Source organism: Catenulispora sp. GAS73, from assembly GCF_041262085.1.
Lineage (GTDB): Bacteria > Actinomycetota > Actinomycetes > Streptomycetales > Catenulisporaceae > Catenulispora.
Genome location: NZ_JBGCCM010000057.1, coordinates 1 through 23,003, shown reverse-complemented (window position 1 = coordinate 23,003; position 23,003 = coordinate 1). Strand labels below are relative to the sequence as shown.

23 protein-coding genes are annotated in these 23,003 nt (G+C 67.9%); 15 read left to right on the top strand and 8 right to left on the bottom strand.

Annotated features, from left to right (window positions below; translation table 11 throughout):
• Positions 1-319: 319 nt before the first annotated feature.
• From ABH935_RS47345 to ABH935_RS47335, 3 genes are all read left to right on the top strand, one after another.
• Complete coding sequence (locus ABH935_RS47345; protein ID WP_370384586.1) at positions 320-1,087, top strand: hypothetical protein; 768 nt, start codon at positions 320-322, stop codon at positions 1,085-1,087.
• Between the two features lie 546 nt (positions 1,088-1,633).
• Positions 1,634-4,177: a trehalose-phosphatase gene (gene otsB, locus ABH935_RS47340; protein WP_370384585.1), complete on the top strand. Its 2,544-nt coding sequence runs from the start codon at positions 1,634-1,636 to the stop codon at positions 4,175-4,177.
• Positions 4,178-5,060: 883 nt separating this feature from the next.
• Positions 5,061-5,681: a hypothetical protein gene (locus ABH935_RS47335; RefSeq protein WP_370384584.1), complete on the top strand. Its 621-nt coding sequence runs from the start codon at positions 5,061-5,063 to the stop codon at positions 5,679-5,681.
• A 207-nt stretch (positions 5,682-5,888) separates the two neighbouring features.
• Here ABH935_RS47335 and ABH935_RS47330 read toward each other — a convergent pair whose 3' ends face one another.
• Entirely contained in the window at positions 5,889-6,050 is a 162-nt protein-coding gene (locus tag ABH935_RS47330) for a hypothetical protein (protein WP_370384583.1), read from the bottom strand.
• A gap of 63 nt (positions 6,051-6,113) precedes the next feature.
• Between ABH935_RS47330 and ABH935_RS47325 the strand changes: the two genes are divergently transcribed.
• From ABH935_RS47325 to ABH935_RS47290, 8 genes are all read left to right on the top strand, one after another.
• Complete coding sequence (locus tag ABH935_RS47325) at positions 6,114-6,455, top strand: hypothetical protein (RefSeq protein ID WP_370384582.1); 342 nt, start codon at positions 6,114-6,116, stop codon at positions 6,453-6,455.
• Positions 6,456-6,477: 22 nt separating this feature from the next.
• Entirely contained in the window at positions 6,478-7,440 is a 963-nt protein-coding gene (locus ABH935_RS47320) for a metal ABC transporter solute-binding protein, Zn/Mn family (RefSeq protein WP_370384613.1), read from the top strand.
• Between the two features lie 117 nt (positions 7,441-7,557).
• Positions 7,558-8,433: a metal ABC transporter ATP-binding protein gene (locus ABH935_RS47315; RefSeq protein WP_370384612.1), complete on the top strand. Its 876-nt coding sequence runs from the start codon at positions 7,558-7,560 to the stop codon at positions 8,431-8,433.
• Positions 8,433-9,332 (top strand): metal ABC transporter permease, encoded by a 900-nt coding sequence (locus tag ABH935_RS47310; RefSeq protein WP_370384581.1) that lies wholly within the window; start codon positions 8,433-8,435, stop codon positions 9,330-9,332. The genes ABH935_RS47315 and ABH935_RS47310 overlap by 1 nt, the downstream gene beginning before the upstream one ends.
• A complete protein-coding gene (locus ABH935_RS47305) occupies positions 9,329-10,213 on the top strand; it encodes a metal ABC transporter permease (RefSeq protein ID WP_370384580.1) in 885 nt (294 codons plus the stop codon). Before ABH935_RS47310 ends, ABH935_RS47305 begins: the two co-directional genes overlap by 4 nt.
• 22 nt (positions 10,214-10,235) lie before the next feature.
• A complete protein-coding gene (locus ABH935_RS47300; RefSeq protein ID WP_370384579.1) occupies positions 10,236-10,685 on the top strand; it encodes a Fur family transcriptional regulator in 450 nt (149 codons plus the stop codon).
• Between the two features lie 96 nt (positions 10,686-10,781).
• A complete protein-coding gene (locus ABH935_RS47295; protein WP_370384578.1) occupies positions 10,782-11,753 on the top strand; it encodes an ATP-binding protein in 972 nt (323 codons plus the stop codon).
• A 32-nt stretch (positions 11,754-11,785) separates the two neighbouring features.
• Positions 11,786-12,178 carry an SCO5389 family protein gene (locus ABH935_RS47290; RefSeq protein ID WP_370384577.1) on the top strand — a complete coding sequence of 131 codons (393 nt, stop codon included), beginning with the start codon at positions 11,786-11,788 and terminating at the stop codon, positions 12,176-12,178.
• Between the two features lie 132 nt (positions 12,179-12,310).
• Here the strand turns inward: ABH935_RS47290 and ABH935_RS47285 are convergent, their stop codons facing one another.
• The 5 genes from ABH935_RS47285 to ABH935_RS47265 form a co-directional block, all read right to left on the bottom strand.
• Positions 12,311-13,369: a WD40 repeat domain-containing protein gene (locus ABH935_RS47285; RefSeq protein WP_370384576.1), complete on the bottom strand. Its 1,059-nt coding sequence runs from the start codon at positions 13,367-13,369 to the stop codon at positions 12,311-12,313.
• Positions 13,366-14,358: a GTP-binding protein gene (locus ABH935_RS47280; protein WP_370384575.1), complete on the bottom strand. Its 993-nt coding sequence runs from the start codon at positions 14,356-14,358 to the stop codon at positions 13,366-13,368. The genes ABH935_RS47285 and ABH935_RS47280 overlap by 4 nt, the downstream gene beginning before the upstream one ends.
• A gap of 798 nt (positions 14,359-15,156) precedes the next feature.
• Positions 15,157-15,582 carry a DUF4267 domain-containing protein gene (locus ABH935_RS47275; protein ID WP_370384574.1) on the bottom strand — a complete coding sequence of 142 codons (426 nt, stop codon included), beginning with the start codon at positions 15,580-15,582 and terminating at the stop codon, positions 15,157-15,159.
• Between the two features lie 138 nt (positions 15,583-15,720).
• The gene (locus tag ABH935_RS47270; RefSeq protein ID WP_370384573.1) at positions 15,721-16,086 is read right to left on the bottom strand and encodes a VOC family protein; all 366 of its coding nucleotides are present in this window, start codon (positions 16,084-16,086) and stop codon (positions 15,721-15,723) included.
• Positions 16,087-16,122: 36 nt separating this feature from the next.
• On the bottom strand, positions 16,123-16,497 hold the full coding sequence (locus ABH935_RS47265) for an antibiotic biosynthesis monooxygenase (RefSeq protein ID WP_370384572.1): 375 nt from the start codon (positions 16,495-16,497) through the stop codon (positions 16,123-16,125).
• A 97-nt stretch (positions 16,498-16,594) separates the two neighbouring features.
• On the opposite strand from ABH935_RS47265, the gene ABH935_RS47260 reads away from it, so the two are divergent.
• Positions 16,595-17,176 carry a TetR family transcriptional regulator gene (locus ABH935_RS47260; protein WP_370384571.1) on the top strand — a complete coding sequence of 194 codons (582 nt, stop codon included), beginning with the start codon at positions 16,595-16,597 and terminating at the stop codon, positions 17,174-17,176.
• A gap of 19 nt (positions 17,177-17,195) precedes the next feature.
• Here ABH935_RS47260 and ABH935_RS47255 read toward each other — a convergent pair whose 3' ends face one another.
• On the bottom strand, positions 17,196-17,558 hold the full coding sequence (locus ABH935_RS47255) for a hypothetical protein (RefSeq protein ID WP_370384570.1): 363 nt from the start codon (positions 17,556-17,558) through the stop codon (positions 17,196-17,198).
• A gap of 9 nt (positions 17,559-17,567) precedes the next feature.
• Here ABH935_RS47255 and ABH935_RS47250 point away from each other — a divergent pair, with 9 nt between their 5' ends.
• Positions 17,568-18,047, top strand: a complete 480-nt coding sequence (locus ABH935_RS47250; RefSeq protein WP_370384569.1) for a hypothetical protein — start codon at positions 17,568-17,570, stop codon at positions 18,045-18,047.
• 152 nt (positions 18,048-18,199) lie between these two features.
• Here the strand turns inward: ABH935_RS47250 and ABH935_RS47245 are convergent, their stop codons facing one another.
• A complete protein-coding gene (locus ABH935_RS47245) occupies positions 18,200-19,372 on the bottom strand; it encodes a LacI family DNA-binding transcriptional regulator (RefSeq protein WP_370384568.1) in 1,173 nt (390 codons plus the stop codon).
• Positions 19,373-19,583: 211 nt separating this feature from the next.
• Here ABH935_RS47245 and ABH935_RS47240 point away from each other — a divergent pair, with 211 nt between their 5' ends.
• Both ABH935_RS47240 and ABH935_RS47235 read left to right on the top strand, forming a co-directional pair.
• A complete protein-coding gene (locus tag ABH935_RS47240; protein ID WP_370384567.1) occupies positions 19,584-21,503 on the top strand; it encodes a discoidin domain-containing protein in 1,920 nt (639 codons plus the stop codon).
• A 44-nt stretch (positions 21,504-21,547) separates the two neighbouring features.
• A partial coding sequence (locus tag ABH935_RS47235) for a discoidin domain-containing protein (protein WP_370384566.1) occupies positions 21,548-23,003 on the top strand: 1,456 nt, incomplete at its 3' end.

The window sequence follows — 23,003 nt, the reverse complement described above, 5'->3', positions numbered from 1 at the left end:
GCCAGATTGGGTGATTACTGTCTGGCTGCGCCGTCAGCGTCAAGCCTCGCGAGTGATGCACTGCACGTCCGCCAGCGGATCGACAACTGGGTTGTTCGGTGTGCCGGACCAGGTGCAGTTACGCATCGGCGTTTACCACCTGCTGTCGCGGAGATTAGCGCACCGCCGACCAAGACGTTGCTGACGGCTGGACGCCCCGTCGTCTGAGTGCTCCGGAACTGGGCACAGCGCCATCCGAATGTGAGGAAGCATGATGCCTCTACCTGCGAAGTCGATTGAGCATGGCGTCAGGGGTCTGACGGCGGTCGCGGAGGTGGGGGTGGCGCGAGCCGCTGTGGTCATCGTCGGCGGCCACGAGGCTGGCGCCGGTGTGGTTGTCGATCCGCTGGTCGAGCACGGGCCGGTGCTGCGCGCGCCGTCGGCACGGAAGGCTCTGGAGGCGACCGTAAGGAAGGCCCTTGACAACACCGACTTGCCGGTGTGCGTGGTACCGATGACGCTGGGGCGCGATCCCCTGCTGGTCGCCGACACCGCGCGCACGCTCACGTCGCTGGCCGGCGCCGCGGCGGCCGGCCGGGTCATGCTGGCCGAGCCGTTCGGCGACGCGATCCTGCTGGCCGGATGGCTCCGGGTCGCGGTGTCCAGGGCCGCCAGCCGGCTCGGCGCGACGGACCTCGCGGTGCTTTTGACTGCGAACCCAGCGAACCGGTTTGACGACGCCGAGCTGTTCCGGATCGCCCATTTGGTCCGGGTCCAAAACGACCTTCCGTGGGTGGAAGTCGCCTTCCGCGGCGGCGATCCCGACGTCGCCCAGGGCGTCAAGCGCTGCGAGCAGTTGGGCGCGCGCCAGGTCGCCGTGATTCCCGCGGATTTCGGGCCCGCGACCGACACCCCGGTACCTGAAGTCGTCGACGGCGGACCGCTGCTGGCGCCTTCGGTGATCTCCGGCATGCTCGCCACGCGTATCGCCCGGGCGATGCTCAAGCTCAGCCAGGGCGACGACGCGGTCGCCGCCGGATTGGATGCCGATCACGGCCGCGGACACGGCGGCGAACCCCGGCAGGATCCGGACTCCGAGGTCGGCTGAGCGGCGATCAGGCGGCTCCCGCGCAAGACTTTGTCGCCGGTCCGCCGGTCCGCCGGTCCGCCGGCAGCCAGCGTCGGTCCCTCGTCGTCGCCATCAGCGTCAGCCGCCGGATCGCCTGTCGTTGCCGAGAAGCCATCCGTGTTGGTCGAAAGATCATTTGATATCGGGACCTGGCCAAGATGTTCATACTCTGTGCGGTCCATTCCCCGGTGGCATGCAGCGTGCTGCCGAGGATGTGGATACGCCGGGTGGCAGGCTCGATAGCGGCCACCACTTACACCTTCGTGCCGTCCAGGAGGTCATCAGTGTAAAAGTCGCAGGCCACGCTACCCTTCAGCACCATCTGGACCGCGTGAAGGACGCACTCGCGGAGGCAGTTACCCTCGATACCGCAGAGGGCCGTCGCCGCATGCGCGCCATGCGGCGTCAGAGCCTGACCCATGACCTCGACCGATGGGCGCACTCGTTCCTGGGGCATGGCGCTGGGTGCGGCGCCGGAAAACCCTGACGTCGCACACCCATGACCGAACTCCTTGAGGAGGAGTGTTGACTGCTGAGGCCCTGCCGGCGGAGCTGCGGCGGGCGATCGTCCAGATCGCCCGGACTCCGCGGCTCCTGGTCGCCTGCGACTACGACGGCACGCTGGCCCCGATCACGCTGAACCCGGAGGAGGCGAGGCCGCTGCCGGAGTCGGTGGGTGCGCTCAGATCGCTCGCGGCACTGCACGAGACGACCACGGTGGTCATCTCAGGCCGGGCGCTGCGCGACCTCGCCACGCTGTCCCGGCTGCCCGCCGAGGTGAACCTCGTCGGCAGCCACGGCTCCGAGTTCGACATCGGCTTCGTCCACGAGCTCGCCCCGGAGGCCCTGGCGCTGCACCGGCAGCTCGGCGCCGAGCTGGAGCGGCTGGTCATCGACGTGCCGGGGGTGAACCTGGAGGTCAAGCCGGCGAGCATCGCGGTGCACGTCCGCCAGGCCGACCACGACGCCGGTCGCGAGGTGCTCGCCAGGGTGCACGAGGGGCCGGCCACCTGGCCGGGCGTCTCGACGACCGTCGGCAAGGAGGTCATCGAGCTCTCGGTGATCGAAACCGACAAGGGCCACGCGCTGGACGTGCTGCGCCACCAGGTCGGCGCCACCGCGGCGATCTTCCTCGGCGACGACGTCACCGACGAGAAGGCGTTCGCCCGGCTGTCCGGTCCGGACGTCGGCGTGAAGGTGGGCCCCGGCGACACACTCGCGGCCTACCGTGTATCGGGAACAGCGGACGTCCCGGTGGTGCTGGCGTTCCTGCTGGAGGAGCGCCGGAACTGGCTGTACGGCCAGTCCTCCCACCCGATCGAGCGGCACTCCCTGCTGGCCAACGAACGCTCGGTCGCCCTGGTGACACCGGACGCCAAGCTGACCTGGATGTGCCACCCCGGCGCGGACGCACCCGCGGTCTTCGCCGACCTGCTCGGCGGGGCCGGCGCCGGCCACTTCAGCATCGGCCCCCGGCACAACGGCCTGCCGCTGGGCCAGCGTTACCTGCCGAGGACCATGACGGTGGAGACCCGCTGGTCGCGGCTGCTGGTGACGGACTACCTGGAGCTCGACACCCCGCCGCACCGCACAGACCTGGTCCGGGTGGTGGCCGGCGACACCGAGGCCTTGGTGACGTTCGCGCCCCGTCCGGAGTTCGGCGGTGTCCCGGTGCACCTGGTCGCGGAGGCCGACGGCCTCCAGGTGCACGGGACCTCCGAGCCGTTCGTGCTGCGCTCGCCGGGCGTCCAGTGGACCATCACCTCCGACGGGCTGCACGAGACGGCGTCCGCGGTGATCCGGCCGTCGGCGGGGAACCCGATCGTGTTCGAGCTGCGCTGCGGGACGGCCGAACTGGAAGAACACGAGGTGCCCGAGGCGGAGCGACGGGCGCGCGCGGGCCGATACTGGAGCGAGTGGGCGGCGACGCTGAAGCTGCCCAGCGTGCTGCCCGAGCTGGTGCTGCGGTCGGCGCTGACTCTGCGCGGGCTGGTCAACACCGACACCGGCGGCGTGCTGGCGGCGGCGACGACGTCGCTGCCCGAGGAGATCGGCGGGGTCCGCAACTGGGACTACCGCTACTGCTGGATCCGCGACGCGGCGATGACGGTGCGGGAACTGGTGCACTTGGGCTCGGTCGAGGAGGCGGAGGGCTACCTCACCTGGCTGCACGGCGTGCTCGGCACCCTCGCCGGGCCGGAGTGGCTGCACCCGCTGTACACCCTGTCGGGCAGCGTGATCGGCGCCGAGGCGACGATCGAGTCGCTGCCCGGGTACGCCGGCTCGCGACCGGTCCGCGTCGGCAACCTGGCCAACCACCAGGTCCAGCTGGATGTCTTCGGCCCGGTGGTGGAGTTGGTCAGCACGCTGGCCGAGATGTGCGGCGAGCTGCGCGACCAGGACTGGCAGATGGTGCAGGCGATGGCCGAGGCGGTCTCGCAGCGCTGGGACGAGGCCGACCACGGGATCTGGGAGGAGCGGCACGTACCGCGCCACCGGGTCTACTCGCGGGTGATGTGCTGGGTGACCATGGACCGAGGGGTCAAGCTCGGCGAGCGGTACGGCCGCAAGGTGCCGCCGGAGTGGACCGTCCTGCGCGACAGGATCCGCGCGGACGTCCTGGAGCACGGCTGGAACGACGAAGTCCAGGCGTTCACCACCGCCTACGACGGCACAGACTTGGACGCAGCCTCGCTGTTCGTGGGCTTGTCCGGCCTGCTCGACCCGGCCGACGAGCGCTTCCAGCAGACGGTAACGGCGATAGAGGCCGAGCTGCGGAGCGGCTCCACGGTGTACCGGTACCGGCGCGACGACGGCCTGCCCGGCGGCGAGGGCGGCTTCCACATCTGCGCGGCATGGCTGACCGAGGCTTATCTGCTGGCCGGCCGCCGGGACGAGGCGGAGGAGCTGTTCGCGCAGATCGTCGACGCGGCGGGACCGACCGGCCTCCTGCCGGAGCAGTACGACCCGGTCGCCGAGCGTTCGCTGGGCAACCATCCGCAGGCTTACTCGCATATCGGGCTGATCCGGTGCGCGAACCTGCTGGCCGGGTATCAGGGTGCTGTCTGAGCTTGGTGGCGCCGGTGCCCTGCTGAAGTGTGGCGAATGTCTGCTCTGACAAGCCCAGGTAGACGGCGCACCATGGCTCGTTGAGGGTCAGCCGTCGGCGTCCTCACGGGTCTGGGGCGGCTGCGAGTGACCAGCTTGGGCCGGAACTGCCTGTAGTACGCGACCAACGCCGGGAGCACGTTCGCCGCTTGCCTCACAGGCGAGAACGGCCGCCGGCCTGGTAGATGGCACCGAATAGTCTGTGGTGTTCTCGTAGCGCAAGATCAGCTGGCCCGCTCCGGAGAACTTCGGAACGGGCCAGCTTGCGTGGATCCGTTGGGCGTCGGGCCGGTCGGATACGGCCTGATAATTCGTCGATGCTTGTCGAATCGGGGGCAGTGTCGACGAGCGCGCGGATGAGGGGGCGAAGGCCAGTCCGGCGCAATGCCCTCACTGCACGGGCGTCCGCGTCGTCTGTTTGATGACGACGTGGCTTGTGGTGGTGCGTTGGTTGTCGCACGGCATGAGCGCGTTCCGGACGTGGTGCCAGTGGGCCATCTCGTGATCCTGCGATCGGATCAGCGTATTGACGGCGGATGCGTCGGAGGGGCGTCTCGCCCGCGATGTCTCATGGATCAACGGTCGGTGCTGGCCGGCCCGGCGACAACCCCGCTTCGGATACCCGCAGATACCTTTTCCCGCCCCATTTGGTCCGTGACGTCCTCCGGGATCGGTCGGCAAATACGAGTCAACTCCATGCGTTATCAGATCTCCTCTCACCCCAATTCCGATATCGGCCCAGCACAAGATATGAGGATTAGGCTAAGGCTTTTATCGATCACCGATTCGCGGCAGCACATCACCAAGAGGCCCACGGGATGTTCGCGCAATCAGGAGGGGTACCTTGGCCTGCCTCGTCGGGACCGACGCCTTCAAGTCGCTTGAGATTCATGCAGCACAGGTTGGAATTCCAGAATTGCCAATGTTCGGATCAGTTCTCGCCGAGGGGCGCAAGCTACTCTGCGACCGACAAGGAGACACTTTCGAAGCCAACGCGTGGTGGCAGGAGCTGATTGCACGCGCCCGCCGCGTCGGCGAGCCGTGGCAGTTGGCGACTATCTGGATGGCCCTCCCCGGCTCCGCCGCCATCAAGAATCCACCTTCCACCCAACGACTGGAGGGGGAGCGGCTGGGCGCTCTTGCTGACAAGCTCGGCCTTCGCGCCGCAATCAGGAAAGTGGAGCACAGAATTTTCGACGATGAAGCGATGGATTTCGCCGACATATTCAGCCTTCCGGAGATGATCGACATCGGAGTCGCCGCCGACGCCTTAGGGATCAGCACGACGACCGAGTACAAGAGGATCAAGAATAGAACTTTCCCGTGCGCGGTACTCCGGCGGGCCGGCGCCTTCTCGATTCCGGCCATGAGCCTCGCGATAGCGATGGGAATTAACCCATTGCCCGTCGACCCGCTCGACTTCCTCCGGGGCGCAAGATTCTCTGCTCTGCACGATTGGAAGTGACGGCAAAAAGGTCCGGCAAATGCGACTCGCAGCCGGTGGCATCACCGCCTGCTGGCCTGATCTGACCAGACAACAGCCCGTCACGCGAGGTCCTTGCCGCTTGTCGGTGAGCAGAGCCTTCAGCACGTCAGTGGTGTTCAGGTAGCGCCGCATCAGCCCCACATAGTGGAAAGCGGCACCCTCCCGAGGAGGGTGCCGCTTCGCTGTTCAGGGCGTTGCGCCGCAGGTTTGGGCCATCGCCCGTCGGATGTGTGGCAGCTTCAAGGCCTTGGTCAGCGCGATCGCCTCGTCGAAGGCGGTGCCGGAGACTGCGGCGGTGGCCGAGGCCGGGGCTTTTAGCCGCAGCGGTGCGGGGATCTCGACGGCCATGGAGCGCTGTTTCCTGTGGATGGGGGTTTTGCGGTGGGCGCTGCGGGTTGGGGTGCTTCGGCGGTGACCGACGACGCCGAAGCGCTCGTGAACGACCGGTTCTGGGACGGTCCCCGGTATCGGGTGCGCACCGAGGCCTTCGAGGTCTCGTTTCTGCCGGGCGATGGTAAGGATGTCGAGGCGGCGTGCAACATCGACGCGTTCGTCGACCTGACCGACGGCTCGCGTCGGTCGGCGACCGTCTTCACCCTTGCCGAGGTGGAACGCCTGCTGAACCGGTGGGCGACCATCGGCCATCAGGCGCACGGGCGATCAAGCATGCCTCACGCCTCACTCTTGCTTATCGGAAACGATTTTCATATGCTCTTCGAGAGACGTATTGAAAACGGTTTTCATCATCGATGAGGGGGTTCCCGTGAGCGGGAGCATGAAGCGCGTGGTCGGCGGCGCGGTGGCGGTCGGCCTGGGGGTCGCGATGACTGCGGGTTGCTCGACCAAGTCGGCGGCCAAGCCCGCCGCGCAGGCTGCCGGGGCGACGGGTTCGACCGGTTCCGGCGGTTCGTCGACGAAGCTCGTGGTGGTGGCTGCCGAGAACTTCTGGGGCTCGATCGCCACCCAGCTCGGTGGGACGCACGTCGCCGAGACGTCGATCATCACCAACCCGGACACAGACCCGCACTCCTACGAGGCCACGCCGAACGACGCCAAGCTCATCGCCGGTGCGCAGCTGTTCATCCAGAACGGCATCGGCTACGACGCCTCGTGGGCTCCGAAGCTGGTGTCGGCGAACCCGGCCTCTGGCCGGGATGTGGTGACCGTCGGCGATGTGGTGGGGCTCAAGGCCGGCGACAACCCGCACCAGTGGTACTCCCACGACAGCGTCTACAAGGTCATCGACGCGATCGTCGCCGAGTACAAGAAGCTGGACCCGGCCGACTCGGCCTACTTCGACACCCAGAAGCAGACCTTCGAGACCACCACGCTGGCGAAATACAACCAGCTGGAGTCCGACATCAAGGCCAAGTACGCCGGCACCCCGATCGGCGCCAGCGAGTCGATCGTCTCGCCGCTGGCCGACACCGTCGGACTGAAGATGTTGACGCCGTACTCGTTCCTGAAGGACATCTCCGAGGGCAACGACCCCTCGGTGGCCGACAAGACCACGATCGACGGCCAGATCAAGGGCAAGCAGATCAAGGTCTACGTCTACAACTCCCAGAACTCCACGCCGGACATCGCCGCTCAGGTCACCGAGGCCAAGGCCGCCGGTATCCCGGTGACCACCGTGACGGAAACCCTCGCCCCGGCCTCGGCGACCTTCCAGGACTGGATGGTCAGTGAGCTGACGTCGCTGCAGGCCGCGTTGGCGCAGGCAACCGGCCAGAGCTGATTCACAATGCGACGGGCGGGGACTGACGGTGAGGATGTGACGGCGGTGGAGACAAGCGCAGGAATAGCCGATTCCAAGACCGACCGCGGCGAGGGCGACGCCTTGCTCTGCGCGCAGGTGCACGGCGCGAGCGACGAGGCTGCCGCGGCGCATCCCCGGCACGAGACCGTCGTCGGGCTGCGTGGTGCGGCGGTGTCGGTCGGCGGCCGCGTGCTGTGGAGCGGCGTCGACCTGGACGTGCGGTGCGGCGAATTCGTGGCCGTGCTCGGACCCAACGGCGTCGGCAAATCCACCCTGGTCAAGGTTCTGCTCGGTGTCCTCCCCGCAGCGTCGGGCACCGTCGAGGTGCTGGGTCGTCGGCCCGGTACGTCCGGCGGCGACGTCGGCTACCTGCCCCAGCGCCGCAGCTTCGACGCCTCCCTGCGCATTCGCGGGATCGATGTCGTGCGTCTGGGCATGGACGGAGATCGTTGGGGGATCCCGCTGCCCGGCGCCGCGCGCTTCAGCGCGCAGCGCCGGGCGGCCGAGGCCCGGGTTCGCGAGGTGATCGATCTGGTCGGAGCGTCCGCCTACGCGCGCCGTCCGATCGGCGAGTGCTCCGGTGGCGAGCAGCAGCGGTTGCTGATCGCCCAGGCGCTGGTCCGCCGGCCCCGGCTGCTGGTGCTGGACGAGCCGTTGGACTCCCTGGACCTGCCGAACCAGGCGGCGGTCGCGGCCCTGATCGGCCGGATATCGCGGTCCGAGGACGTCGCGGTCGTGATGGTCGCCCACGACGTCAACCCGATCCTGCCGTACCTGGACCGGGTCGTGTACCTGGCTGAGGGTGGCGCGGCGTCGGGAACCCCGGCCGAGGTCATCACCACCGAGACCCTGTCCCGCCTGTTCCGGACGCCGGTCGAGGTGTTGACCGCGTCCGACGGGCGCCTGGTCGTGGTCGGCGGCCCGGAGGCCCCCGCGCTGCACATCGACCGGCACGCGCTCGGGGGCAGATGATGTCCGCTGACTCCGGCTTCTCCTGGAACCTGCTGTCCGACGTTCAACAGATGTGGCAGCTGGACTCGATGGTCAACGCCTACCGAGCCGGCACGATCGTCGCCGTCCTGGCCGCCGTCGTCGGCTGGTTCATGGTGCTGCGACGGCAGACCTTCGCCGGGCACACCGTGGCTCTGGCCGGCTTCCCCGGTGCCGCGGCCGCGGTGTTTCTCGGCGTGAGCGCCTCGTGGGGGTACTTCGGGTTCTGCATCGGCGCGGCGGCAGTGATCGCCGTCCTGGCGCGCAACGGCAGGGGCGGCCTGGCGGAGGAATCCGCACTCACCGGTGTCGTGCAGGCCTTCACCCTGGCCTGCGGCATGCTGTTCGTCGCGCTGTACAAGGGATTCCTGAACGGTGTCAATGCTCTGCTGTTCGGCACCTTTCTGGGCGTGACCCCCGGCGATGTCGCTGTCCTGGCCGTGGTCGCCGCGGTGGTGCTGGTCGCGATGGCGGTGATCGGCCGTCCGTTGCTGTTCGCCTCCGTCGACCCGACGGTGGCTGCCGCGCGGGGCGTGCCGACCCGGCTGCTCGGCGTGCTGTTCCTGATGCTGCTGGGCGCCGCCACCGCGGAGGTGTCGCAGATCACCGGGTCGCTGTTGGTGTTCGCGCTGCTGGTGATGCCCGCGGCCACGGCGCAGCGGCTCAGCGCACGTCCGGCGATCAGTCTCGTCCTGGCCGTGGTGATGTCGGTGTTGGTCACCTGGTTCGGGCTGGGCGCGGCGTTCTTCTCGTCGTATCCGATCGGGTTCTGGATCACCAGCTTCGCGTTCGGTGCCTATCTTCTGGCCAACCTGTATTCGATGGTGGCCCGCCGAAGCGACTTCACCGGCCGGGCGGCACGGACCATGGGGGTCTCATGATCAGCATGTTCAGCCATCCGTTCATGGTCTACGCGCTGCTCGGCGGAACCGGGATCGCCGCGGCGTGCGGAGCGGTCGGTTTCTTCCTGGTGCTGCGCGCGCAGGTGTTCACCGGCGACGCCCTGTCCCACGTGGCGTTCACCGGGGCGTTGGCGGCCCTGGCGTTCGGCATCGACCTGCGGGTCGGGTTGTTCGCCGCGACGATCGCCGTCGCGCTGCTGTTGGGGGCGCTCGGTAAAAGGGGTCGGGCGGACGATGTGGTGATCGGGAATGTGTTCGCCTGGATCCTGGGCCTTGGCGTGTTCTTCCTGACCCTGTACACCACCAACCGCTCCGGCTCCGGCAACGGCTCGGCGACCATCAACGTGCTGTTCGGCTCGATCCTCGGGCTGTCCTCGTCGCAGGCGCAGACCGCGCTGTGGATCGGCGTCGGGGTGCTGGCCGCGCTCGTGGTGATCGCCCGGCCGCTGCTGTTTGCCACGATCGATGAGGCGGTGGCCGCGGCTCGCGGTGTGCCGGTCCGGGTACTGGGCTTCGCGTTCCTGGCGTTGGTCGGCGCGGCCACCGCCGAGGCGACACAAGCGGTCGGCGCGCTGCTGTTGCTCGGGCTGGTCGCCGCCCCGGCCGGTACCGCCCTGGTCCTGACCGACCGGCCCTGGCGTGGTCTGACGTTGTCGGTCGGGCTGGCGGTGGCCGAGATGTGGGCCGGCCTCATCGCGGCGTATCTGATCCCACGCATGCCGCCGAGTTTCTCCATCACGGCTGCCGCCACCGTGGTGTATGCCGCGGCCCTGATGTTCCGGTGGGCCAGTTGCCATCGCCAAGTTGTCCCAGACCCGGCGGCGGCTCCGGTCCGGGTGACGGACGCGGTCAGCGTCTGATCAGCAGGACGGCGGCACCACGATGGCAGACATCCTCGCTGAAGGCGATCGGCCCACCACACCGACTCTGCACCGCTATGCCACGCGACAACGCCAGGCGGTACTGGACGCCTTGTCCGAACACGGCGAGTTCATCACGGTGCAGGACCTGCACCACGCGATGCGCACGGCGGGACACCAGGTCGGGTTGTCCACGGTGTACCGAGCGCTGAACGCACTGGTCGACGTACACGCCGCGGACACCTTCCGGGACGCGGCCGGCGTCCAGCACTACCGCACCCGCACCACCGCCGAACACCAGCACTACCTGGTGTGCCGGTCCTGCGGCAGCAGCGTCCCGATCACCTCCCAACGCATCGAACGCTGGGCTGACGACACCGCGCGCGAGCTCGGATTCGCCGACGTCGCGCACGTCATCGAGCTGTCCGGGATCTGCGCGGACTGCCAGGACGGCCCTGGGCCGAACGACTGAATCACCGATTCGAAGGCACCCGAACCACCCGCGCCCGGCGCAGAACCCTGCTACGTTAAATGAAAACAGTTTTCATCATCGATAGCGGAGTAAGACATGAAGATCGCGTTCGTGGGCAAAGGCGGCAGCGGCAAGACCACTCTGTCCGCGCTGTTCGCCCGACACCTGGCCGCGTCCGGAGCCCCCGTGGTCGCGATCGACGCCGACATCAACCAGCACCTGGGCGTCGCACTCGGACTCGACGACCACACCGCCGCAACGGTCCCGGCCCTCGGCGCCCACGTCTCCGAGGCCAAGGAATACCTGCGCGGCCACAACCCACGCATCGAAAACGCTGCCGACATGGTGAAGACCACCCCGGCCGGCCGCGGTTCCCGCCTGCTCCGCCCCGGCGGCGACGACCCGTTCCACACCCGCTGGAGCATCCCGGTCAGCGCCGGACTGAGCCTGATGGCCAGCGGGCCGTTCAACGAGGACGACCTCGGCGTGGCCTGCTACCACTCCAAAACCGGCGCAGTGGAGCTGTACCTGAACCACCTGGTCGACACCGAGGACGAGTACGTGGTCGTCGACATGACCGCAGGCGCCGACTGCTTCGCCTCCGGCCTGTTCACCCGCTTCGACCTCACCTTCCTGATCGCCGAGCCGACCGTCCGCGGCGCCTCCGTCTACCGCCAGTACCGCGACTACGCCGACGGCTACGACGTCGCGCTGGCCGTGATCGGCAACAAGGTCACCGGGCCGGAGGATGTGGACTTCCTGCGCGAGCACGTCGGCGAGAACCTGCTGGCCTGCTTCGGCGCCTCTCGCTACGTCCGCGCCGCCGAGCAGGGCCGCCTGGCACCGCTGCACGCGCTGGAGCCCGAACACCGCGACGTGCTGGAAGTCCTCCGCCAGAAGGTCGACACCCAAGTGAAGGACTGGACCCGGTTCCAGAACCAGGCCGTCGACTTCCACCTGCGCAACGCCTACGCCTGGGCGAACAACAGCACCGGTCTGGATCTCGCCACCCAGGTCGACCCCGAATTCGTGCACGGCCCGCAGGCACTGTCGGCCGTGAGCGTGTGACACCCGCATCGATCAAGAAAAGGCAGGACCCGATGTCTCTCGACGTCTCCCCGCAGCTGCTGGCCCAGGCCGAGTCCGGTGACGTGGACGCGGACGCGTTCCTCGAAACCGTCCGCACCTCACTCCCCTACGCCTACGACATGGTCGCCTCCCTGGCACAGGACCTGAAGGGCGGTGCGGCCACCTTCGCCGACAACCAGGTGCCGCCGCCGTCGGAGGCAGCACGCGGGCAACTGCTGCGTGCCCTGGCCTCCGACGCCATCCGCGGCAGCCTGGAGAAGCACTTCGACGTGAAGCTGGCATTCCAGAACTGCCACCGCGTCGCCGCCTTCCGCCCCGGCGCCGAGACCGGCGACACCTACGCCAAGTTCACCTCGCAGCGCGCCCAGATCCTCAACCAGTCCCCCACGCTGCGAGACTGCTGAACATCCCGCTCGGCCGCCGCCACCGTCGGCGGCGGCCGAGCGATCAATCAGTACCTTGATATCAGAAGCCAGTGTCACCTGCCGACGGACAGAACATGGAATCCTGTTTTCGGGAACCCATGAATATCGCGGCTATAGGGAGACCGTGAAGCAGGCGATACCGCCGTCTGCGTCGGCAGCGACAATCCGGTCTGCGTCCAGCCAGGCGACCGCCGTGGCGGGCGCCCCGAGTTCGAAGCGCTGCCTCGGGCGGCGGCTGCGGCCCGGGATGCCGGTGACCGGCTTCCACACGCAGACACCGCCCTCGGCGCCCGCGCTGGCCAGGATGCCCGCACCGCCGGGCCGCCAGGCCAGATCGGTGACCGCGTCGTGGCCGCGCAGTTGCCGCGGGGAGGTGCCGCCGGGGCCTTTGCCGCTGAAGTCCCAGACGGTGATGTCCGGGGCGCCGTTGTTGGCCAGCCAGCGGCCGGTGGGGTCGAAGGCCAGGCGGGTGACCTTGTCCGGGTACCCGGCCATCTCCAGTTCGCTGGCATCGCGGGTGCGCCAGATGTGGACGCTGCGATCCTGGTTGCCGGTGCAGATCCACTTGGTGTCCGGAGTCGCGGCGATCGCCAGGTGCGAGCCGGGGTAGGCCAGGTGGCCGGTGGGAGCGGCGCTGTGCGGGGCGTAGCGGTAGACGCCGCCGTAGGCGCTGGCGGCGACCTCGCGGCCGTCGCGGATCCAGGTCAGGCCGGTGACGGTGCTGGGGGCTTCGTCGGTGCGCCACAGCTGTTCGCCGTCGGCGCCGTGCACGACGATCGTGCGCCCGGCCGCCACGGCGACCCGCGTGCTGTCTGCCGTCCAGGCCGCACCGCAGGACCAACCGGCGCGGTCGAAGCGGTGCAGCCTCACGTCGCTGCCCGCCCAGCCGGCGCCCACCGACCGGGTGGCCTCACCGCCGGCGCGCCAGAGCACGTATCCGCTCGGGCCGCACACCGCGAGAGCCGATCCATCCGGGGCGAAGGCGGCACTGAGCAGCCCGCCGTCCATGTGTCCGGAGGCCAGGCGTTCCCCGGTTCCGGCGTCCAGCACGGTGCATTCGCCCTCGGCGCCGGCGACGGCGATCAGCCCGGCGGTGGCGGCGACCGCGACCGGTGCGTCATCGATGCGGTTCTGCCACAGGCTGGCCTCGATGATTGTGCCGGCGGTCATGCCTTGGCCCCGGCGAGGCAAGCGGCGAACCCGGCGTGCAGCGCCTCGCGGTCCAGGTTGCGACCGATGAAGACCAGGCGGTTGACCCGTTCCTCCCCCTCGCGCCAGGCCCTGCCCTCGTCGCTGTCGAAGAGCATGTGCACGCCCTGGAACACCTGCTGCCGGTCGCTGCCGGAAAGGGACAGGATCCCCTTGGAGCGGAAGATGTCGACGCCTTTGGACGCCAGCAGCTCGCCCAGCCAGTCGTTGAGCTTTTTGACGCTCAGCGCGCCTGGCAGCTCGATACCGACCGAGGTGACGGTGGCGTCGTGCTGATGCTCGGTCTGTTCCAGGAACGTCGGATCGACCTGCAGGACCCGGTTCAGGTCGAACGCCCCGACGTCGAGCACGGCGGCCAGGTCGATCTTCGCGTGCTGCGCCGGGATGATCTCAGCCAGGGCATTGATCCCGCGCAGCCGATGTCCGATCGCATCCAGGTCGGACTCGCCGACCAGGTCGGTCTTGTTCAGCACGATCCGGTCAGCGAACGCGACCTGCTCGATGGCCTCGTTCTCCACGCCCTCGGGCTTGACCTCGTCCAGGTGCTCGCGGATGTGGCGGGCGTCGACCAGCGTCACGATCGCGTCCAGTCGCAGTTTGGCCTTGACCTCCTCGTCGACGAAGAACGTCTGCGCGACCGGCGCGGGATCGGCCAGACCAGTGGTCTCCACGATGATCCGGTCGAAGCGGTCCCGGCGCCGCATCAGGGCCCCGAGGATGCGGATCAGGTCGCCGCGCACGGTGCAGCAGATGCAGCCGTTGTTCATCTCGAAGATCTCTTCCTGGGCATCGAGCACCAGCGCGTCGTCCACACCGACCTCGCCGAACTCGTTCTCGATGACGGCGATCCGCATCCCGTGGTTCTCGGTGAGGATGCGGTTGAGCAGCGTGGTCTTGCCGGAGCCGAGGAAACCGGTCAGCACGGTGACGGGTACGCGGTCGTCGGTCACAGGAGTCTCCCAAGGGTCGGGGATGGAACACCCAAAGCTTAATGAAAACAGTTATCATTTCAAACAGGGATCGGTGGCCCTGTCGGCCCGAACGCCATCGAGACGCGCTGCGGCGACGTGGGCCGCCCGCTGCGACTGTTCGACTTCCGATTGCAAAGGAGGGCCCTGACTAGGCATCGTCACGTCAGGACAGAACGCAGACGCCCACGCTTCCCGACGACCGAACTGCTGAGAAGCCCTGCCAACGAACAGGTCCTGACCCAGGCACGAAAGTGCAAGGTTCTGCCCCGCGTCGGTCCGCCTCAACGTAGTCGACTGTGAAGACCTGGAACGCGACGAACCCAAGAGCAAGCGTGGCGAATTGCCCGACGACCTGGCCATTTCCTGGCGCGCGAAGCGGCGCGCTCGACGGCGCGTAGTTGACCACGCTCCGCCCCTCGCAGTCCCAGCAGGCCAGCCATAGCAAGGACCTGGGCGGCGGTTTGACCTGGGCAGCTGGCCGCTGCTCAAGCTGGCCCAGCAACCAGCCCAGTTCGGCGATGCTGGGCTCGTAGCCCTCCACCGGACGTACGCGTCGTTGTTGCAGACACCGTTGAATGCGCGCAGCAGCCACTTGGGGATCACGTCCTCATCGGTCGGCCGATCGGCCGACCCGCACAGCACACACGCCACTTCACCAGCGCGACACCAGCCGAGCACAGGAACCACCTGATTTCGTTCTTCCCGCATGCGCGCATCGCCCTCGGCCGTTCCCTCTTAGTCCGCGGATTCCTCCGCTCGGGAGCTTCGGCGGGGGGATCAGGCGAGTTGTGCGGCGGGCGTCGTCTGATCGGGCGTGACCTTGTGGGTCTCGGCCATCATCAGCAGGCCGTTGACCACCATCAGCGTCGCGGTCAGGCAGTGGATGCCGAGCGCGGCGGCCACGGAGCCGTGGTGGGCCAGCACGTTGGTCATGTCGCCGTAGGCGGCGAATGCCTCGACCAGCAGCACCCAGGCCAGCGCCCGGCGGTGGCCCGTCACCAGCAGGATGCCCAGGACCATAGCCAAGACGACGTCGCGGATTCCCTTGATTATCAGGAAGCCGTCGCCGTCGCCGGACGGCCAGTGCGGCAAGCCGTAGCCCTGCACCACCGTCTGCGGGCTGAGGATGAACTCCAGCCCGAACCAGAGGATGAAGAGGATGAAGGCAGCGGTCAGGATGGTGTTGACCTTGTTCAGCGACATTGATCTTCTCCTTGCGAGTCTTCGTTGAGCTTGGTGATTCAGTTGCGCGGGTCTGTTCGGGCTTTGCCAAGACCGCTGATGGGGCGCGTGCCGTCCCGCCATCAGCCATGCCGTGAGCGGCTGGTGGCGGGATCGGCCTCACGATCCGGCGCCCCCTGCGGTGAGGATTTCCATGAGGTGCCCGTTGGGGTCGCGGAAGTAGGTACCCCTGCGGCCTTCGACGCTCTTGCTGGTGTAGATGTGCCCGGCCTTTTGGCATGCGGGATCGCCGTAGTAGGTGATTCCACCGTCCTGAATGCGGGCGAAGACGGCGTCGAACTTCCTGGTCGCTGACCATGAACGCGTAGTGGTGCGGCTCGAACTCGTCGGCCTGGTCGTACCTGGTTGGCCAGCGTGACCGGCGTGAAGTGCGCCAACGGCCAGGCCGAGGATGTCGGCCAGGAACTGTGCCGAGGCTTCCGGATCGTGGGCGGGGACGATGGTGTGGTTCAGTTCGACGGCCATGGTGACTCCCTTTGAGTAATGGGGCTGCGCGCCGTGTCAGACGTCGATCTGCTCGAAGATGTGCGGGTAGGACACGACGTCGTCGGGGGACTCGGCGGCCAGGCGCTGGAACTCCGGGTTGCCGAACGCCGTGGCCAGTGCCTCGGTCGACTCCCAGACCGCGACGTTCATCAGCAGCTGGCTGCCGGCGGTTCCCCGGTGCTTCTGCAGGGAGACGAAGCCCGGCTGGGCCTTCATGAACTCGGCCTGCCTGTGGAACAGGGCCAGGAACGACTCGGCATTCTCCTCCGGGACTACGAAGGTGTTGGCCAGGACGATGGGCCCGGTCTTCCCCTTGAACTGCGCGAACAGCGGCGTGTGCGGGTCAAGGCTCATCAGCTCGGCCATCTTCGGCACGTCCTCTCGATTCACCAACGCTTGTTGGCCAACGCCTGTTGGTCAACGCTTGTTGGCAACCGTAGAACCCGCGCGCTGGACTGTCAACACGCGTTGGCCTACATTTGTTGGCATGACCGGCAACACGGAGAACGACCAGGCCGCGCGACGTTCCGACGGCACCCGTGCCGCGATCCTCGCCGCGGCCCGCGAGCGGTTCGCCGCGGACGGCTACGAGAAGGCGACCATCCGCTCCATCGCGCGCGACGCGAAGATCGACCCGTCGATGGTGATGCGCTACTACGGCAACAAAGCGGGCCTGTTCGCGGCGGCCGTCTCGATCGACCCCCAGATCCCCGCCCTGCCCGTCGAACCACGCGAGGAGATCGGCCGAACGCTGGTGCGCCACTTCCTCACCTTGTGGGAGGAGAACGACGAGCTCACCGCGCTGATGCGGGTCGGTGCCACCGACCCCGCCGCCGCCGACCAAATGCAGAGCGTGCTCCGCGACCAGCTGATCCCGCTGGCCCGGCACGTGGGCCCCGAGCCGGAGCAGGCACCGATGCGGGCGGCGCTATGCTCCTCGACCGTGCTGGGGCTCGCGCTGACGCGCTACGTGCTGCGGTTTCCGGCGAGCGTGGCGCTCACCCCCGAGCAGATCGTGGACTGGCTCGGACCGACGATCCAGCGGTACCTCACCGCACCCACACCCTGAAGAACGCGCTATCCCCGGCCTAGACGAGGCCGCGCAACGTCGCAGCGACACGGTCGAGTACGCCCACGGGCGGTGTGAACGGCACACGCAGGAACCGCGCCAGCGTCGCGTCCACGGCAAAGCGGGAGCCGGGGCTGAACCGCAGCCCGGCTGCCTCCGCGGAGGCCACCAAATCGCCGGCCCGACGCGCAGTCAACTGCAGCCACAGCGAGAGCCCGCCGTCCGGAACGACGAAGCGCCAGCGTGGATCATCGGCGAGAAGGGCACCGGCCTCGCCCTCACCACCACACTCGGGATCCCGACCGCCGGAGCCGGTACCGGCAACGCGGCCAGCAGCCTTCCCATCCTGTATGCCATCACCCCGAGCCAGAACCAGGCGCACTCGTGCAAGGTGATCGGCAAAGACCAGTACGGCAACCAAGCCGTGGTGTGCGTGAAACTCACCGTAATCATCGTCGGTGGCCCCGGCGCCGCTCTACCGTACGGCGTGAACGCACAGGCCGTTCTCCTCTGCGAGAACAGCTCGAACGTCAAAGTGCAGTGCGCGAACATCTCCGAGAGAGTGCAAATGGCCGACGCACAAAATGGTGTCGACGTAACCCAAAACAACATCTGCGGTCACGCATACGGCGCCTGTCCGGTAACCGGGCTCAGCGCCCAGACCGGAACCATGGACTACACCTCCATCGAGCCGCTCTACTTGCACATCCACGACACGGCCGACGCCATCGTGCTGACCATGTGCGCAGACACCCACTACCTGGCACCCGCCGCGATCGAGGGACTGGCCAGGGACATGGAGACGGTCGCGGTCGCGGCTGCACTCGACCCGGCCGTACCTGTCGCCATGACGCCAGCCTCCCGCTCTTGACGGCGCACGGGCCTGTGACCCGGACGCGCGGCAGTAATAATCGGTCCTCGTGTGTCTGGTGTTTCACGGCAGCCCGGTCGCCGGCTGCGCCCGAGCCGCTCCGCGCCGAGGATCCGAGTCGCCCCTCCTGGCGGGCTGCCTTAACGCAGGGTTCACCGAACCGCCCCGCACGAGCCGCGCACGATGAGCTGAGTGGGATTGAGAAGCGGCGCGGCCGCAGGGTACGTATTCCGTTTCGAACCGCGGCCATCGTCATCGCCGGGTCCGATGGCGTTCAACAACGTCTCGACCGCACCGGCACCGATGCCGGCCCGATCCTGGGCGACGGTGGTCAGCGCGGGACGCACCAACGACGCGGCCTCGATATCGTCGAAGCCCACGACCGCCATGTCCATAGGCACCGAGACGCCGGCGTCGGCGAGCGCCTGCATGGCGCCGATGGCCATCTCGTCGCCCGCGGCGAAGATGGCGGTGGGCGGTTCGGGCAATGAGATCAGGCGCTGTGCGCACTCGTAGCCGCTGGACAGGAAGAAGTCCCCGTGCTCGACGTACTCCGGCCGGGGATCGAGGCCGACGCGGGCCATCTGGTAGCGGTAGCCGGCCAGGCGTTCGGCGGCGGGCATCACGGGGAGCGGGCCGGTGATGGTCGCGATCGCACGGTGGCCCAGGGAGTGGAGGTGGCGGACGGCGCCGGCCGCTCCGGTCCGGTTGTCGGAGGTGACGTACGTCGTGCGTTTGCGTTGCAGTGGCAGGTCGATGGCCACGCAGGCGATGCCGGAATCGACGAGCGCCGTGATCGCCGGATGCCCTTCGTCGACGCCCATCATGATGACGCCGTCCAGGCTGTGCTGCCGGGCCGCACGCACGTACGCGTCCACGCCGGCGGCGCCGCCGGCGATCGACAGGACCATGAGATGGAAGCCGCTGGCCGTCAACGCCTGCTTGATCCCGACGAACAGGTCGAGCAGGAAGGCAGGCCGGCGACCCTCGTTCGCGTAGCCGGTGTCCCAGAGCAGGCCGATCATGTCCGAGCGGCGCCGGACCAGGGTGCGGGCCGGCTGATTGGGGGTGTAGCCGAGTTCCTCGGCGAGTTCCAGGACGCGGCGTCGGGTCTCGGTGCTCACTTCCGTACGGTCGTTGAGCGCGCGTGACACAGTTGCCTGCGATACCCCGCTACGGCGGGCCAGCTCGCGGATGTCCACCACAATTGGAAACGTATCCGGTAGTCGTTCACGTGGGAAGACCATGCGGCGCCCCGGCTGGGGCAAAGAACTGGTTGTCGAACGCCGCAGAGCCTTGACAGCGGCAAACGGCGGGTGCAGCATCCGCGTCAGACAGACGAAACAGCAAGGTAACATTTCGCAACTTGGCCGGAAACGCTTCCGGCCGCTTGCCGCCACGCCGGACGCGCCACCCGGCGACCCCCGCCAGATCATCAGCGTCCGGATTCTCTCGCCAGGCCGGAAACGTATACGGGGCAACCGTCGAACGCCCGGGATCCAGATCCGGATCCCGCACCCCGACCCAGGAGTGAAGATGGGTACTGCTCTCCACCGACGGCGACGCGTCGTCGTCGCGATCGTCGCCGCGTTGGCGCCGATCGCCGCCACCGTGGCGGTCGCGTTCCCGACGTCCGCCTCAGCCGCAGCCCCGGCTGCCGTTCATGCCGCAGCCCCGGCTGCGATCCCGTCCGCCGTCCCCGCTCCGCCCGCAGGCTGGACCACGACCTTCAGCGACGACTTCAACGGCGCCGCGAACACGCCCATCGACAGCAACTGGATCTACGATCTGGGCACGAGTTATCCGGGCGGGGCCGGCAACTGGGGCACCGGCGAGGTCGAGTCGGAGACCAACTCGACCCAGAACGTCTACCAGGACGGCGCCGGCCACCTGGTCATCAAGCCGATCCGGGACGCGCAGGGCAACTGGACTTCTGGTCGCGTGGAGACCGCGCGCACCGACTTCGCGGCTCCTCCGGGCGGCCAGATGGAGATCACCGCCTCGCTCCAGCAGCCGAACCCGGCGAACGGACTCGGCTACTGGCCGGCCTTCTGGGCCATGGGTGCGAACGCCCGTCCGGTCGGGGCCACCAACTGGCCCAGCATCGGCGAGTTCGACATCATGGAGGACGTCAACGCGCTGTCGGAGGTCTCGCACACGTTCCACTGCGGCGTCGATCCGGGCGGCCCCTGCAACGAGACCACCGGTATCAGCAGCGGCCTGCTCGCCTGCGGTGGCTGCCAGACCGCGTTCCACACGTACTCGGTCATCATCGACCGGACGAACGTCAACGCCGAGCAGCTGCGGTTCTACACCGACAACGTGCTGCAGCACACGGTCAACCAGAACCAGGTCGACGCCAACACCTGGTCGACGGCCGTCGACCACGGATTCTTCGCGATCCTCAACGTGGCCATCGGCGGCGTCTACCCCTTCAACGTGTGCCAGTGCACTGAGCCGACGGCGGCCACCACGTCCGGTGCCCCGATGACCGTGGACTACGTCGCCGTCTACACGACACAGCAGGGCGGCGGCCAATCCGTCGCCACGCCGACGTTCAGTCCGGCCGGCGGTACGTACGCCACCGCGCAGTCGGTGACGTTGTCGGACGCGACGCCGGGGTCGAGCATCCGCTACACGCTGGACGGTTCGGTGCCCACGGCGGCATCGACTCTTTACACCGGGCCGATCAACGTCGCCGCGACGACCACGGTGAACGCCATCGGTCTGGCGTCGGGTCTGACGAACTCCGCGACGGCGAGCGCGACGTACACGATCGGCTCTTCCTCGCCTGACTACACGCAGAGTGCGACGCAGCTGAATGCGACGCAAGCTCAGCTCTCGATCACCCCGACCACGCCGGCCGCCTACGTCGACGTCCACTACCTGGTCAACGGCGGCGGTCAGCAGAACTTCCGCATGACCAACAACGCCGGGACCTGGACACAGGCCGTGAGCTCACTCACGACCGGCACCGTACTGGAGTACTGGTTCACCTACGAGAAGAACGGCGCCCAGTACGACACGCCGCACTTCACCTACACCCAAGGCGGGAGCAGCAGCGGTGGCGGCACCCTGCTATCCCAAGGCCATCCCGCGACCGCTTCGTCGCTGGAGAACTCCACCTTCCCGGCCTCGAACGCCGTGGACGGCAACACCGCCACCCGTTGGTCCAGCGCGTTCAGCGACCCACAATGGCTCCAGGTCGACCTGGGCGCGACCCACTCGATCTCCAGCGTGGTCCTGAACTGGGAGGCGGCCTACGCGACGGCCTTCCAGATCCAGACCTCCAACGACGGCACCACCTGGACGCCGGTCTACTCGACGACGACCGGTACCGGCGGCGTGCAGACCCTCGCGGTCAGCGGGTCCGGCCGCTATGTGCGGATGTACGGCACCGCCAGAGCCACGCCTTATGGCTACTCCCTGTGGGAGTTCCAAGTCATGGGCAGTTAGGCGCCGGATCGGAAAACGTGCACCTCGACCAACCTGGAGATGTCATGAAAGCGCCCTCCTTCGGTGGAACGCTTCACCGGAGACCTCTGATCCGCTCGGCGCATGCCGCGTTCCTCCTACTGCTCGCGCTGAGCCTCGCGCTCCTCACCGTCGTCGCACCCGCCGCGCACGCCGCCGACTCCCTGCTGTCCCAGGGCCGCCCCGCGACCGCTTCGTCCCTGGAGAACTCCACCTTCCCGGCCTCGAACGCCGTGGACGGCAACACCGCCACCCGATGGTCCAGCGCGTTCAGCGACCCACAATGGCTCCAGGTCGATCTGGGCGCCACCGCGACCATCGACAAGGTCGTCCTGAACTGGGAAGCCGCCTACGCGACGGGTTACCAGATCCAGACCTCGAACGACGCCGTGAACTGGACGTCGATCTACTCCACCACGACCGGCACCGGCGGCGTGCAGACGCTGACCGTCGCCGGCACCGGCCGCTACGTGCGGATGTACGGAACCGCCCGAGCCACCGCGTACGGCTATTCGCTCTGGGAGTTCCAGGTCTACGGCACCAGCGGCAGCGGCGGTTCCTCCTCGCCTGACTACACGCAGAGTGCGACGCAGCTGAATGCGACGCAAGCTCAGCTCTCGATCACCCCGACCACGCCGGCCGCCTACGTCGACGTCCACTACCTGGTCAACGGCGGCGGTCAGCAGAACTTCCGCATGACCAACAACGCCGGGACCTGGACACAGACCGTGAGCTCACTCACGACCGGCACCGTGCTGGAGTACTGGTTCACCTACGAGAAGAACGGCGCCCAGTACGACACGCCGCACTTCACCTACACACAAGGCGGGAGCAGCGGTGGCGGCACGGCCGCGACGCCGACGTTCAGTCCGGTCGGCGGTTCGTACACGACAGCCCAGTCGGTGACGATCTCCGATTCGACGTCCGGTGCGAGCATCCGCTACACCCTGGACGGAAGCACGCCAACAGCGTCGTCGACCCTTTACTCGGGTCCGATCAGCGTCACGGCGACGACCACGATCAACGCGATCGCGATCGCCTCGGGCCAGACGAATTCGGCGGTGGCCAGCGCCACCTACACGATCGGCAGCAGCGGCGGCGGCACCGGCGGCGGTCTGGGTCCGAACGTGATCGTGATCAGTCCGAGCGAGTCGGTCGGCACGATCGCCAGCCAGCTCAACGCGATCGGCACCCAGCAGGCCCCGAACCAGTTCGGCAACCAGCGCTACGAGATCCTGTTCCAGCCCGGGACCTACGGTTCCACCGCGGCGCCGCTGGACTTCCAGCTCGGGTACTACGAGAGCGTCGAGGGCCTGGGCCAGAACCCGGGCCAGGTCGTGATCAACGGAACGATCGACTCCTGGAACCAGTGCACCAACGGCGCTTCGAACCAGTGCTACGCCACCAACAACTTCTGGCGCTCGATCTCGAACCTGACCATCAACGTCACCGGCCTGACCGGCTGCAACGCCGGCGAGGACG